14 protein-coding genes are annotated in these 13,524 nt (G+C 67.8%); 2 read left to right on the forward strand and 12 right to left on the reverse strand.

All coding sequences use genetic code 11. The features are described from left to right. Window positions 1-105: 105 nt before the first annotated feature. From ACFRAU_RS25150 to ACFRAU_RS25185, 8 genes are all read right to left on the reverse strand, one after another. Entirely contained in the window at window positions 106-1,404 is a 1,299-nt protein-coding gene (locus ACFRAU_RS25150; protein ID WP_377996213.1) for an MFS transporter, read from the reverse strand. Between the two features lie 52 nt (window positions 1,405-1,456). Next, on the reverse strand, window positions 1,457-2,317 hold the full coding sequence (locus tag ACFRAU_RS25155; protein WP_378001920.1) for an SseB family protein: 861 nt from the start codon (window positions 2,315-2,317) through the stop codon (window positions 1,457-1,459). Between the two features lie 60 nt (window positions 2,318-2,377). Next, entirely contained in the window at window positions 2,378-3,124 is a 747-nt protein-coding gene (gene priA / locus ACFRAU_RS25160) for a bifunctional 1-(5-phosphoribosyl)-5-((5-phosphoribosylamino)methylideneamino)imidazole-4-carboxamide isomerase/phosphoribosylanthranilate isomerase PriA (RefSeq protein WP_378001904.1), read from the reverse strand. A gap of 92 nt (window positions 3,125-3,216) precedes the next feature. Next, a complete protein-coding gene (locus ACFRAU_RS25165) occupies window positions 3,217-3,375 on the reverse strand; it encodes a hypothetical protein (protein WP_307101115.1) in 159 nt (52 codons plus the stop codon). Then, the gene (gene hisH / locus ACFRAU_RS25170; protein ID WP_378001905.1) at window positions 3,375-4,112 is read right to left on the reverse strand and encodes an imidazole glycerol phosphate synthase subunit HisH; all 738 of its coding nucleotides are present in this window, start codon (window positions 4,110-4,112) and stop codon (window positions 3,375-3,377) included. Before hisH ends, ACFRAU_RS25165 begins: the two co-directional genes overlap by 1 nt. After that, entirely contained in the window at window positions 4,109-4,735 is a 627-nt protein-coding gene (gene hisB / locus ACFRAU_RS25175; protein ID WP_003798736.1) for an imidazoleglycerol-phosphate dehydratase HisB, read from the reverse strand. Before hisB ends, hisH begins: the two co-directional genes overlap by 4 nt. Window positions 4,736-4,794: 59 nt before the next feature. Continuing rightward, window positions 4,795-5,913, reverse strand: coding sequence for a histidinol-phosphate transaminase (locus ACFRAU_RS25180; protein WP_378001906.1), 1,119 nt, complete (start codon window positions 5,911-5,913; stop codon window positions 4,795-4,797). Between the two features lie 106 nt (window positions 5,914-6,019). Next, window positions 6,020-6,388 (reverse strand): LysM peptidoglycan-binding domain-containing protein, encoded by a 369-nt coding sequence (locus ACFRAU_RS25185; RefSeq protein ID WP_378001907.1) that lies wholly within the window; start codon window positions 6,386-6,388, stop codon window positions 6,020-6,022. 307 nt (window positions 6,389-6,695) lie between these two features. On the opposite strand from ACFRAU_RS25185, the gene lexA reads away from it, so the two are divergent. After that, on the forward strand, window positions 6,696-7,442 hold the full coding sequence (gene lexA / locus ACFRAU_RS25190; RefSeq protein WP_378001908.1) for a transcriptional repressor LexA: 747 nt from the start codon (window positions 6,696-6,698) through the stop codon (window positions 7,440-7,442). A 59-nt stretch (window positions 7,443-7,501) separates the two neighbouring features. Here lexA and ACFRAU_RS25195 read toward each other — a convergent pair whose 3' ends face one another. Further along, window positions 7,502-9,562 carry an ATP-dependent DNA helicase gene (locus ACFRAU_RS25195; RefSeq protein WP_377996219.1) on the reverse strand — a complete coding sequence of 687 codons (2,061 nt, stop codon included), beginning with the start codon at window positions 9,560-9,562 and terminating at the stop codon, window positions 7,502-7,504. Continuing rightward, complete coding sequence (hflX, locus tag ACFRAU_RS25200) at window positions 9,555-11,132, reverse strand: GTPase HflX (protein WP_377996220.1); 1,578 nt, start codon at window positions 11,130-11,132, stop codon at window positions 9,555-9,557. Before hflX ends, ACFRAU_RS25195 begins: the two co-directional genes overlap by 8 nt. A 418-nt stretch (window positions 11,133-11,550) precedes the next feature. Between hflX and ACFRAU_RS25205 the strand changes: the two genes are divergently transcribed. Further along, complete coding sequence (locus ACFRAU_RS25205; RefSeq protein WP_377996221.1) at window positions 11,551-12,165, forward strand: class I SAM-dependent methyltransferase; 615 nt, start codon at window positions 11,551-11,553, stop codon at window positions 12,163-12,165. Here the strand turns inward: ACFRAU_RS25205 and dapF are convergent. After that, window positions 12,146-13,102 carry a diaminopimelate epimerase gene (dapF, locus tag ACFRAU_RS25210; protein WP_378001909.1) on the reverse strand — a complete coding sequence of 319 codons (957 nt, stop codon included), beginning with the start codon at window positions 13,100-13,102 and terminating at the stop codon, window positions 12,146-12,148. The genes ACFRAU_RS25205 and dapF overlap by 20 nt on opposite strands. Beyond that, window positions 13,099-13,518 (reverse strand): EamA family transporter, encoded by a 420-nt coding sequence (locus ACFRAU_RS25215; RefSeq protein ID WP_378001910.1) that lies wholly within the window; start codon window positions 13,516-13,518, stop codon window positions 13,099-13,101. Before ACFRAU_RS25215 ends, dapF begins: the two co-directional genes overlap by 4 nt. Between the last annotated feature and the right edge of the window lie 6 nt (window positions 13,519-13,524).

Here is a 13,524-nt window from a genome sequence, read left to right on the forward strand (position 1 = left end):
GGGCCGGCTCTTCGGGGCCGGCCCACCGCCGTTTTTTCACCCTGCGGGCGCTTCCTCCGGAAGCATTCCTTCTCCCAAATCCTCTTCTCTCCGGACCCCGGACCGTCAGGACGTGGCGGCGCGGCGCCGGCGCTGCTGCAGGACGAGCCCCACGACGCAGAGCAGCACGCCTGCCACTCCGACGGACACGAAGCCTCCAGCCGGCCCGATACCGTCGATGAAGAGTCCGGCCAGCGGAGCTCCCAGTGCCACGCCGGCAGTCAGCGCGGACCCGTACCAGCCCATGGCCTCGCCCCGCCTGGCCTCGTCCACCAGTTCGGCCACCTTCTCGGAGGCTGCCGAAAGGACCGGCGCGCAGAGGAGCCCCGGCAGCAGCGACAGCAGGCTGAGGGTCAGGGTGTCGGTGGCAAACCCCATGGGAATGGTGAGGGCAGCCATGCCCAGCAGCAGGAGGATCGGTGAAACGGGCCGGTGCATGGCCCCATAGACGAGGCCGCCGATCACCGACGCGGCACACCAGAAGAGGAACACGACGCCGATCTCGCCCTGGTGGCCGCCGGTTTCCAGCGCGGCCACGATTCCCACGTCGGTGCCGCTGAGCACCATCCCGGCCCCGGCAGCCACGGCGAACACCGCTGCTACCCCAGCGGTAAACCAGGCGAAGCTGTGGGCCACCTTGCGCCTCAGAACTGCCCGCCGCCTGCTGCCCGCAGCCGCCGGACCGAGTTCAGCCGCTGCCTCCTGCAGGTGTGCTGGGGCGGCGGCCACCACGGCTACCTCCGCGGCCTCCTGCTCGTCCGCCTCGCAGGACTCGGAGCGGACCGCGCTGCGGGTGGGCGGGTTGAACCACATGAGGAAGAGCCCGGCCAGCGACGTCGAGACGCCGACGGCAGTCAGGCCCAGCACGGAATGACCGCTCGTGGCAACGACGGCACCGGCGGCCGGGCCGATCATGAACACCAGCTCGGTGCTGACCGCATCCAGCGCGAACGCCGTCCTGCGCTGGTCGCCGTCCGCCAGAACTCCCAGGGATTGCCGCACCACGCTGAAAATTGGAAGGGTCAGCAGGCCGCCGACGAACACGAGCGGCAGCAGCCACTGGTAGGAGACGTGCGGCACGATGGACCAGATGACGGTTTCCGAAACCACCGAAGGAATCAGCGCAGTCCGCAGGCCCACGGTATCCACCCGGCGGCCGCGCCACGGTGCTCCGAGCGCGATGCCGATGGTCATCACGGCCGCTGCCGCTCCCGCCGCCGCGTACCCCTCGCCGAGGGTCAGGACGATGTGCAGGGTCAGCAGCACGCCCGCCGCCGAATGGGGAATGCGGGCGATCATGCCGACGGCCAGGAGACGACGGATGGGCCGGACGGCCAGCAGCTCCCGGTACAGGGTGAAATTCACAGGTAGGTCCTCGGTTCCGCCGCCGGCAGCGTCGGAAAGGGATCTCCTTCGGTTACTGCGCGGCGCGCCTTAGCTTGACTTCGATCGAATCAACGCGCTCACCAAACAATACATTCCGGCTCCATTCAGCCTGGAGGCCGGCAACGAGCGTCTGTACCGCGGCGGCGTCGAGGCCGTCCTCGAGGTAGAGCACAACCCGCAGCTCCGGTCCGGCTCCGCCGCCTTCGACGCGGCTGCCGGAGGCCGTGGCAGTGGCCACTCCCCCGCCAGGCAGGACGTCGAGCCCGCGGACCGCAGGTGTACCGTGGGCTCCGGCGCGAAGCACCGCGGCAAGTTCGTCGTCCAGGTAGGCGGGTACCCACTGCCGCTGCTGCGCGAGGGCCCACACGCCGGGCCGCCGGACCACAAAGGTGACCTCTGACCCGGGGTCCACCACCAGCAGCTCGGCCCCCTCGGAGACGGCCGAAAGGGCCGCCCTCGCGGCGTACACGGCCACGGGCCGCGCCTCCGGGTGCCACGCCGCCAGGGCCGCTGCCGACGTGAACACCGGCATGGCGACGCGGCCGTCCGGCGCCTTGAGCGTCACCAGCGCCATGTCCGCCTGCTTGTCGGCGTGCACGCCGTGCGCACCCTCCACTTCCTCCGCCAGCTGGGCCACCACCGGGACGAAGACGCGGGCAGTGGCCAGCGAGGCCACCACCGCGGCTTCGTCGCCGTCGCCTGCAACAAGGGCCGAGAGTGCGGTGAGATAGCCGGCGTCGGCCGTGCCGTCGTCGTCCTCGAAATTATGGATCTTGGCGTCGTCGCCGGCGAGGCTGCGCCCGGCCCAGGGCTGTCCGGCCGAATCGGCGGCGCCTCCCGCCCCGGCGAGGGCCGCCTCGATGTGACCGGGCAGCCGGCGTGCCGGCGGCACGTCCGTACCCGGCGCGCCGCCCTCCGCGGGATTGCTGCGGTTCTCGGCCACGGCGGTGTCCTAGCGGCGTCCGGCGACGTCGAGGGCCTCGGGCAGGGTGAAGGCGCCGGCGTACAGCGCCTTACCGACGATGGCGCCTTCGACGCCGAGCGGTACCAGGGAACGCAGGACCTTCAGGTCATCCAGGCTGGAAATGCCCCCGGATGCCACGACGGGCTTGCCGGTCTTCTCGACCATCTGGCGCAGCAGTTCAACGTTCGGCCCCTGCAGGGTGCCGTCCTTGGTCACGTCGGTGACCACGTAGCGGGCGCAGCCGGCCTCTTCGAGGCGGCCCAGCACGTCCCACAGGTCACCGCCTTCCTTGGTCCAGCCGCGTCCGGCCAGGGTGGTCCCGCGGACGTCCAGGCCGACGGCGATCCGGTCACCGAAGCGCTCGATGGCCCGTGCCGTCCATTCCGGGTTCTCCAGGGCGGCGGTGCCGAGGTTGACCCGGGCGACGCCCAGATCCAGCGCCTTCTCCAGCGACTCGTCGTCACGAAGCCCGCCGGAGAGCTCAACCTTGATGTCCAGCCGGCCCACCACTTCGCGCAGCAGGTCCGCGTTCGAGCCCCGTCCGAAGGCGGCGTCCAGATCCACCAGGTGGACCCATTCCGCGCCCTGCTGCTGCCAGTTCAGCGCTGCCTCCAGCGGCGTTCCGTAGCTGGTTTCACTGCCGGCCTCGCCCTGGACCAGGCGGACGGCCTGGCCGTTCACGACGTCGACGGCGGGAAGCAGTTCAAGTACCGGCAGCTCGTTTTGGCTGGTCATCGGAGGTCCTCAGTTCTTGTAGGGCGCTGTAGTTCTGTGGGCGCTGTTCCCCTGCGCGGGGTCTTCTGCGGCGCAGAGGGCGGGTTGGTTGGTTATTTGCCGGGCAGGGTCAGCAGGTAGGCGGCCAGGAGCGACATGGCGGCCAGCACGTAGAAGCCGATCTGGATCCACAGCGGCTTGTGCTGCTGCCTGAAGGACAGTCCGCCGCCCACCAGGAGGCCAGCCAGTCCCATCAGGAGGATTGACCACATTACGCGTCCGCCGGCTGCCGGGAGCGCGGGCCGCGAAGCCCGTCCACCCAGTTCCTGAGCAGCCGCGCACCGGCGTCGCCCGACTTTTCCGGGTGGAACTGGGTGGCGCAGAGGGGGCCGTTCTCCACGGCGGCGATGAAGGGGCCGCCGTGCTCGGACCACGTGACCAGGGGCGGCGCCATCCGGGGCTGGATCACGTCGAAGTCCCAGTTCTGGACGCCGTAGGAGTGCACAAAGTAGAAGCGCTCACCCTCGACGCCGTCGAAAAGCCTGGACCCTTCCGGGACCTTGACGGTGTTCCACCCCATGTGCGGCACCACTTCGGCCGGCAGGAGCTCCACCTTGCCGGGCCACTCTCCCATGCCTTCGGCTTCGGTTCCGTGTTCCACTCCGGCTTCGAAAAGCACCTGCAGGCCGACGCAGATGCCGAGGACGGGACGTCCGCCGGCTACGCGGCGGCCGATCATCCGGATGCCATCCACGGCCTTGAGCTCCCGCATGACGGTTTCGAAGGCGCCGACACCGGGGACGACCAGCCCGTCGGCGTTCAGCACATCCTCGGGCTTGGAGCTCAGGATGACCTCGGCACCGGCGCGTTCCAGGGCACGCACGGCCGAACGGACATTGCCGGAGCCGTAATCCAGGACGGTGACGGTGGGCTTGCCCTCCGGAGAGGCCGGCTTCAGCGTGGCCGAGGGGTCGATGATCGCGCCCTCGCGCAATACTTTGCCGGTCACAGTGCTCCCTTGGTGGACGGAATGCCTTCGACGCGGGGGTCCGGCTCGACGGCAGCACGGAGAGCCCGGGCGAAAGCCTTAAACTGGGCTTCCACGATGTGGTGCGGGTCCCGGCCGGCGATGACGTTCATGTGCAGGCAGATGCCGGCGTGCAGCGTGATGGCCTCGAAAACGTGCCGGGTCAGCGATCCCGTGAAGTGGCCGCCGATCAGGTGGTACTCCTGCCCGGCGGGCTCGCCGCCGTGCACCAGGTACGGCCGGCCGGAGACGTCAACGACGGCGTGTGCAAGGGCCTCGTCCAGGGGGACCGTGGCCTCGCCGAAGCGGCGGATGCCTGCCTTGTTGCCGAGCGCGGTGCGCAGCACCTCGCCGAACGTGATGGCAACGTCCTCGACGGTGTGGTGGACGTCAATGTGGGTGTCGCCGGTGGCCTTCACCGTCATGTCGATGAGCGAGTGCTTGCACAGCGCCGTCAGCATGTGGTCGTAGAACGGGACCGAGGTGCTGATGTCCGACACTCCGGTGCCGTCGAGGTTGATCTCCACCAGCACGGAAGATTCGCTGGTGGCACGCTCCATGCGTGCAGTCCGTGCCTCGGCAGCCTTGATTCCGGTGTCGCTCATGGTGATAGATGTCCTTTGACGAAGGATGGGGGCGGACCTGACCTGGTCCATGGTCAAGTTTAGGCCGGAAGTGCGGCTTGCCGGGCCAGGATGCTTTCGAGCGCTTCCAGGAAGGCTGTGGTTTCCGTCTCAGTGCCGGCGGTGACCCGCAGGTGGCCGGCGATGCCGACGTCCCGGACGAGCACCCCCGCGTCGAGCAGTTCCTGCCAGACCCCGTGGGGTTTCTCCAGCCCGCCGAAGAAAACGTAGTTGGAGTCGGACGCCGCCGGCCGCAGCCCCATCCGCGTCAACTCTGCGACAATCCGGTCGCGCTGGCGCTTGATGTCCTCGACGTCGGCCATGAGCGCCTCGCGGTGCCGCAGCGCCGCGAGGGCGGTTGCCTGCGTGACGGCCGAGAGGTGGTAGGGCAGGCGCACCAGCCGGAGGGCGTCGGTCACCTCCGGGGCCGCGGCCATGTAACCGAGGCGGGCGCCGGCCAGGGCGAACGCCTTGCTCATGGTCCGGGAGACGATGAGCCGCTCCCGGCCGGGCAGCAGGGTGAGGGCGCTGGGCGTGCCGTCGTGCGCGAACTCGTGGTAGGCCTCGTCCACGACGACGATCGCCTGGCTGGCCTCGCCCGCCTCGTAGACGGCTTCCACCACATCCAGGCCCAGGCCGGTGCCGGTGGGGTTGTTGGGCGAGCACAGAAAGACGATGTTCGGCTGGAGTTCGCGCACCTGGCGTGCGGCCGACTCGGCGCTGAGTCCGTAATCTTCGGCGCGCTTGCCGGCAATGTAGGCGGTATCCGTGCCGCTGGCGAGGAGCGGGTACATCGAGTACGTCGGCGGGAAGCTCAGGAGCGAGCGACCCGGGCCGCCGAAGGCCTGGAGGATCTGCTGGAGGACCTCATTGGAGCCGTTGGCTGCCCAGAGATTGTCCGCACTGAGTCCGTGGCCGAGGTATTCCGCCAGCGCTTCCCGGAGTTCGGTGAATTCGCGGTCGGGGTAGCGGTTGAGTCCCGTGGCGGCCTCGCTTACGGCCGCGGCAATGGCCGCCTGCACGTCGGCGGGCACACCATGAGTGTTCTCGTTGACGTTGAGCAGGATCGGAACGTCAAGCTGCGGGGCCCCGTAAGGGGACAGCCCCCTCAGGTTGGTCCGCAGGGGCAGTCGGTTCAGTCGCTCAAGCTGGTCAGTCACCTAGACAGTTTAAGTAACCCGGAGGGCTGGCCGGAAACTGTGACGGTCCCGAAGCCCACGGAACCGCGCGCCGGTACTATTTGCCGGCGTTATTTGTTGGCACAAGTTATTTGTTGGGCACAAACAGCTGCTGCCCGGGCATGACCTTCCCGGCCTGAAGGTCGTTGAGCTGGACGATGTCCGCAATGACGTCGCGGGGATCGCGGTCCGGATCGACTTTTCCGGCGATGGCCCAGAGTGATTCGCCGGGCTGCACCGTGACCGAAACCGTCGGCGTGACAGACAGGCCGCTGGCACTGTCCGCTGCTTTGGCCGGCGAGTTGAGGAGCCCGGTCAGCGACAGGAGCACGGCGGCGAGCATGACAAGCGGCAGCCCGATGAGGACAATCCGGCCGCGGCGGGTGAGGCGAAGGCGCGGCGGCTTACCGGGCCGGGACACTCCGCGGGACTGGGTTATTGCTGTTGAAGCTGACATGGCGTGAGCCCTCCTGGACCAAGTTGTACTGCCTCGCGTTCGAATAGACAGTTCGAACATCGGGCTGAAAAACCGCCCTCACTAGAACACATGTTCGAACTTTGCTTTTCCTAGTTTTAGCACCTATCAACGAATTAAGTCGAGACTCGCTAGAACAAATGTTTGAAAAAGCCCTATGGCTGGCCTACGTTGGAAATCACAGAACAACCACATCTGCAGTTGATCAGCAGGGTCTGACATTTTTCAGGCCGGAAGTTCCCGGCCACCAGCTAGCGCGGCCGGGAGGAACGGAAAGGCGTTGGCGAACATGGCAGCACAGGCCTCTGACGGCAAGGCTCCCCAGCGCAGCCCGCGGTCTCAGCGGACCCCCAAGGGACTTACGCTCCGCCAGAAGAAGATCCTGGAAACCATCCAGCGCTCGGTCAACGAGAACGGCTACCCGCCGTCGATGCGGGAAATCGGCGACACCGTTGGCCTTGCCAGCCTGTCCAGCGTGACCCATCAGCTCTCCCAGCTGGAAAAGCTTGGCTACCTGCGGCGGGACCCCAAACGACCGCGCGCCATGGAGGTCCTCATGCCGCTGACCCTGGATGCAGGGACGGCCAAATCCGGCGGCGCGGACAAGGCCCCGGCGGTGGGCACGGCAGGCGGCTCCGTGTCCGAACTGCCCAGCGCGATGGACACCGCCATGGTCCCGCTGGTCGGCCGGATCGCCGCCGGCGGCCCCATCCTGGCGGACCAGATGGTGGAGGACCTGATGCCGCTGCCCCGCCAGCTGGTGGGCCACGGTGAACTCTTCATGCTCAAGGTCGCCGGCGACTCCATGGTGGACGCCGCCATCTGCGACGGAGACTGGGTTGTGGTCCGGCGGCAAAGCGATGCGGTTAATGGTGACATCGTCGCGGCGCTGCTCGATGACGAAGCCACGGTCAAGACCTTCCGGCAGCGGGACGGCCACACCTGGCTGCTTCCGCAGAACACGCAGTACGAACCCATCCTCGGCGACCACGCCGTGGTCATGGGCAAGGTGGTTTCCGTGCTCCGCTCGCTGTAGCAGCTGGGGCTTGTCGGCACAAAACGTTCTGCCCCGGGCTGCTACAGCCCGGGGCGTCCTTATGCCTGCGCGCCGGCGAGCCTTTCGAGGGCCGCCACGGCAGTCTTCCGGTCTGTCGTCGGCCAGAACGGCGGCAGTGCGGCCCGCAGGAACCCGCCATAGCGTTCCGTGGACAGCCGGGAATCCAGCACCGCCACCACGCCCTTGTCAGACGTGGACCGGATGAGCCGTCCCGCCCCCTGGGCAAGCCTGATCGCCGCGTGCGTGGCGGATACGGACATGAAGCCGTTGCCGCCGGCCTGGGCAACGGCCCGGGACCGTGCGGTCATCAGCGGGTCGTCGGGGCGCGGGAAGGGAATCCTGTCGATGACCACCAGGCGGCATGATCCTCCCGGCACGTCGACCCCCTGCCACAGCGACATCGTCCCGAACAGGCAGGTATCGGGCTCGTCGGCAAACTGCTTCACCAGGGCAGTCATGGTGGATTCACCCTGACAAAGGATGCTGACATCCAGCCGGGTGCGGAGGGCGTCGGCCGCTTCCTCGGCGGCCCGCCGTGAGGAGAACAGGCATAGCGCTCCCCCGCCGGAGGCACGGATGAGTGATTCGAGTTCGTCCAGCGCCTCCGGCGAAGTGCCGCGACCCGGCTTTGGCAGGTGGCCTGCCACGTACAGGATGCCCTGACGGGGGTAGTCGAAGGGCGACCCCACGTCGACGCCGGTCCAGCTCGGTGCGCCGTCCCCCACCAGGCCCAGCCCGCCGGCCGCGGGCTCGAAGGCAGAGCCGATGGCCAGTGTGGCCGACGTCAGCACCACGGTGTGCCCGGCGAACAGTCCTTCCCGGAGCCGGCCCGCCACACTCAGCGGGGCGATGTTGACCAGCGCAGGGGCAGTCTCGTCGGGCGCCGAATATCCCTGCTGCGGATCAAACGTGCTGTTCCGGGAGAACCAGACGACCTCCCGGTTTTCCCGCGCGGCGACGAGCCGTTCGCAAAGCTCCAAAATCACCAGCAGGCGGGAACGCGCGAGCTGCCGTCCGCCGTCGGCCGTTGTATTGCTGTCCCCCTTGGAATCCGACAGCGCGGCCCGGCAGGCCTCACGAAGCTGGTCCACACAGTCCAGCTGCTCGTCGTTCAGGCCGTTGGGAAGCAGGCCGCTGGGAACGCCGGCGAGAGCCACCTCGAGGTTGGCCGCAGCAGTGTTGAGCGCGTCAACGGTAATGCCAGTGTGCTTGCGGGCGCCGGACGCAGCCGCGTGGACCATGGCCACCGACAGCTGCCCTGAAACGGCGCCGGTCACCCGGTCCTGGAGTTCGTGGGCCTCGTCCACCACCACGACGTCGTACTCCGGCAGCACGGCCAGGCCTTCGAAGGCACTGACGGCCAGCATGGCGTGGTTGGTCACCACGACGTCGGCTTCCGTGGCGTTATGGCGGGCAAGCTCACTGAAGCACTCTTCAGCGAGGGGACACTTCTGCGAACCGAGACATTCCATGGACGTGACGGACACCTGCCGCCAGGCCCGGTCCGTGACACCGGGAAGCAGCTCGTCACGGTCGCCCGTGGTGGTCTGCTCCGCCCATTCGCGGAGCCGGACCACCTCCTTGCCAAGCTGCGACGAGGGGCCGCCCACCGACGCGGCGAAGTGCGGGACGCTGGTGTCCTCGCCCAGCGAGAAGAGCTGTCCCTCGGAGGGTTCCTCGGAGGGAAAGCCGCCCTCAAGCTTGTGCCTGCAGACGTAGTTGGCGCGGCCCTTGACCAGCGCAATCTTCACAGGCCGGTCGAGTGCCGGTTTGAGGCTTTCCAGCAGCCGGGGAAGGTCCCGTCCCACGATCTGGGTCTGCAGCGCGAGGGTGGCAGTGGAAACGAGCGCAGGCTTGTTGCTCTCGAGCGAGTGCGCGATGAGCGGGACCAGGTAGGCCAGCGACTTGCCGGTTCCCGTGCCGGCCTGCACCAGCAGGTGGTCGCCCGTTTCTATGGCGCGCGCCACCTGACGGGCCATCTCGTGCTGGCCGGTGCGGCTTTGGCCGCCCATGCCCGCCACGGCACGGTCGAGCAGGTCAAGCACATGCTGCTCACCGGCCGTGGCCGCGGCACCAGCGGCGGGCGCCCCGTCAGTCATTGGTGCTGAAGGATTCCAGTTCAGCCGCGAGGCCTTCCCGGACCATGACCACGGCGCGGGTGCCGCCCTCCTCGTGATCCAGGCTCAGGATCTCGGCGTCGGAGTCATGCAGCTTGCTGATGAGATCGCCGCGGTGGTACGGGACCAGGAGCTGCATCTTGACGTTGGGCCGCGGGATGGACTCGCTGATGGCCGTGAGCAGCTCGGCGATGCCCTCCCCTGTGCGTGCCGAAACCACCACATGCCGCGGTTCGCGCTGCTTGAGCCGCTCCACCACAAACGGGTCGGCGGCGTCGGCCTTGTTCAGGACGATGATCTCAGGCACCTTGCGGGCATCCACTTCGGCGAACACCGAGCGCACCGCGGCGATCTGGCCCTCCGGGTCAGGGTGGGACACGTCCACTACGTGCAGGATCAGGTCTGCATCCGCCACTTCCTCCAAGGTGGAGCGGAAGGCCTCCACCAGCTGGGTGGGAAGGGACCGGACGAAGCCCACGGTATCGGCCAGCGTGTAGCCTACCCCGTCCGAGGTCTCGGCCTTGCGGACAGTGGGGTCCAGGGTGGCGAACAGTGCGTTCTCGACGAGGACGCCGGCGTCGGTAAGTCGGTTCAGCAGCGAGGACTTGCCTGCGTTGGTGTATCCGGCAATTGCCACTGACGGGACTTCATTACGACGGCGGTTGGCCCGTTTGGTCTCCCGGGCCGGCTTCATCGCGGCGATCTCGCGCCGCAGCTTGGCCATCCGGGTGCGGATCCTCCGCCGGTCCAGTTCGATCTTGGTTTCACCGGGACCACGCGAGCCCATGCCGGCACCTGCGCCGCCCACCTGGCCACCGGCCTGGCGGGACATTGATTCACCCCAGCCGCGGAGGCGCGGGAGGAGGTATTCGAGCTGTGCCAGCTCCACCTGGGCCTTGCCCTCGCGGCTCTTGGCGTGCTGGGCGAAGATGTCCAGGATGAGGGCCGTTCGGTCGATGACCTTCACCTTGACGATGTCTTCAAGGCCGCGCCGTTGGGACGGGGCAAGCTCCGCGTCCACTACGACGGTGTCGGCGCCGGTGGACATGACGACGTCCTTGAGCTCCAACGCTTTGCCCGCCCCGAGGAAGGTACCGGGGTCCGGCTTGGCCCGCCGCTGGACCAGGCCGTCGAGGACTTCCGAGCCCGCCGTTTCGGCCAGCGCGGCGAGTTCACGCAACGAGTTCTCGGCGTCAGCCAGCGTGCCTTCGCTCCAGAGGCCGGCGAGAACAACGCGTTCCAGGCGCAGCTGGCGGTATTCAACCTCGGTGACGTCTTCGAGTTCGGTGGACAGCCCGGCCGTGCGTCGCAGTGCCCGGCGTTCCTCGAGGTCCTGCTGGTCGCCGTCGAACGTGCTGTGCTCTTCGGCGAGCTGCGAGATGGCCTGCGCCTTGCCCAGGACACCCTTGCTGTCGGCGCGGCTGCCGTCGGCTGCGGCTGCGTTCCTGGCCGGGACATCCTTGGCGAGGATCCGGTCGATGACAGCCTGGATCTCCTCGGGACTCATGTCCTGGGCTGCTGGCTCGGATCCGGAATTATGCTGATTGGTCATGGTCTCCTTTGAAGGTTCTGCATCTTCAGAATAGTGCTGATTGCCGCCCTTGGCTGCGGTATTCGCGCTGGGCTGACTGCGAGGGGTCATGGAGGTGCTCCTGACATGCCGGCAGCGGACATGCTGGGCCGGCGGGAAGTGGACTGATCGAGTGCTGTTTTGGGCTGCCCTGCGTGCATCCAGCTGCGCTGTGTTTGCAGTTGCGCCGTGTTTGCAACTGCGCTCCGGCGGAAGGCGGTTAGCCTGCATCGCGTCGGAAGGGAGCCCCGGGCCGGTACCGGCGGCCGAAGGCCGCGGGCAAAGAAAGCCGGCTACTCAAAAATCAGGAACATGCGTTCAAGGATAGCAGAACCGCAGCACCGGATTTCGCAGCTAGCCGGTTTCCCATCGGGCGGGCGGCCCACTAATCTGGCCAGTTATGGAGTCTGCCCACTATTTCAGCGCCTCACCTGCGGGGCCGTTCACCCGCAAGCCCCTCACAGTGGAACTGGCCGGTGAAACGCGGAAGCTGCAGACCTCGTCAGGCATCTTCAGCCCGGACGGCATCGACAAGGGGACCGCCGTCCTGCTGGCCGAGGTTCCCGCACCTGCGCCGCAGGGAAACCTGCTCGATATCGGCTGCGGCTGGGGACCCATCGCTCTGACCATGGCGCTGCGGGCACCGCACGCCCGGGTCTATGCGGTGGACGTCAACGAACGCTGCATTGCGCTCACGAACGGGAACGCCGAACTGCTTGGACTGAACAACGTCGTGGCCAGCACGCCGGAGGGCGTGGACCCCGAAATCCGCTTCGACACCATCTGGTCCAATCCCCCGATCCGGATCGGCAAGGATGAACTGCACTCCCTCCTGCAGATGTGGCTGCCGAGGCTGGCGCCAGGCGGGTCGGCGTGGCTGGTGGTGCAGAAGAACCTGGGCTCGGATTCGCTTCAGCGCTGGCTGGCGGAGGTGCTGGATGATTCCTTCACGGTGACGCGGGAAAGCACGTCCAAGTCGTTCAGGATCCTGCGGGTCAGGAAAGCGTCCCGGTAGCAACGATCGTTGCCGGGCCGCTGAGTTCAACATGCTCGCGGCCGCCGGCGACGGTGAAGAACTTCACGCCCACGACGCCGCCCGGCACCTTTACCTGCCAGGCGTCCGGGGCGCCCTGCCCGGCCCAGTGGCGGATGGCCACCGCCGCCGCGCACGCTCCGGTACCGCAGGACTGCGTTTCACCAACACCGCGTTCGTGGACCCGCATGGTCACGGTGCCCACGCCGTCATGCACCAGCGGCTCCGCGGGGACAACAAACTCGACGTTGGTGCCGTTCGCGGGAGTCGGGTCGACGTGCGGGGCAGTGAAGAGCCGGGTGTCCCGGAGCTCGGACAGCTCGGCAAGCGCGACGACCGTGTGGGGGTTGCCCATGCTGACGGACAGCGCCGGCCGCGGCACCTCGAGTCCGTCTGCGCTGACCAGCGAATCCATGGCGCGTGCCGCTGCCTCATCCGGGAAGATGAACTCCCAGGGGCCCATGTCGACGGCGTAGCCGTCACCCGTGCGGACAATGGTCTTGACGCCGCCACGGGTGCCGATGGTCAGCGAGCCGCCGGCGGGCAGCGCAGCCAGGCCTTCGGCCAGGAGGAAGTGGACGAACACGCGCACGCCGTTGCCGCACATCTCCGACAGGGAACCGTCACCGTTTCGGTAATCCATGAACCACTCGGCGTCGGGGTTTTCGGCGAGAAGCTGCCGGCCCTCGTCAATGAGACGGGACGGGACGGCGCGAATGAGGCCGTCACCGCCGATGCCGCGATGGCGGTCGCACAGCTGGGCGACCTGCTCCGGGGAGATGGCGTGCACGCCCTCAGGGTCAGCGACGAGGACAAAGTCGTTGCCCGTTCCATGGCCCTTGGAGAACCGCAGTCCGCTCAGCGTAGAGCCCGGGGCTGGGGCGGCGGGCCGGGCTGTTTCGGAAAGGGTTTCATTCATGGTTCAAGGTTACCCGCCCGCCGGCGGCGCCAGAAAAACGGCTGGGATCCTCCGCGCGGACCGCCGGCGCTGGTCAGGAGGATACCGGCGACGAAAATCACACCGCACGATAGCTGCGCAAAAGTATAAGGGTGGCCCAGCAACCCGAACGCACTCAGTGCGATCAGCCATGGCCAGCCGGCCAGCACCTGACGCCATTGCGGGCGCTCCACCAGCTGGGCGATGGCCAGCAGCGGAACCAGGGCGAGCGACCAGCGCAGCAGGACCAGGCTGAGAGGGTCGATGCTCTCCACCGCGCCGGCCCCAACAATGTGGTTGCCGGCCCAGAACAGCGTCCCCCGAGCAGCGAGGCGATCGCAACAGAGAGGGTCCGCCCGCGAGGAGCGCTTTGGCGTGGTGGCAACGGCGAGGGTCACAGGGTT

The organism is Arthrobacter sp. NPDC056691 (assembly GCF_042791415.1).
Lineage (GTDB): Bacteria > Actinomycetota > Actinomycetes > Actinomycetales > Micrococcaceae > Arthrobacter.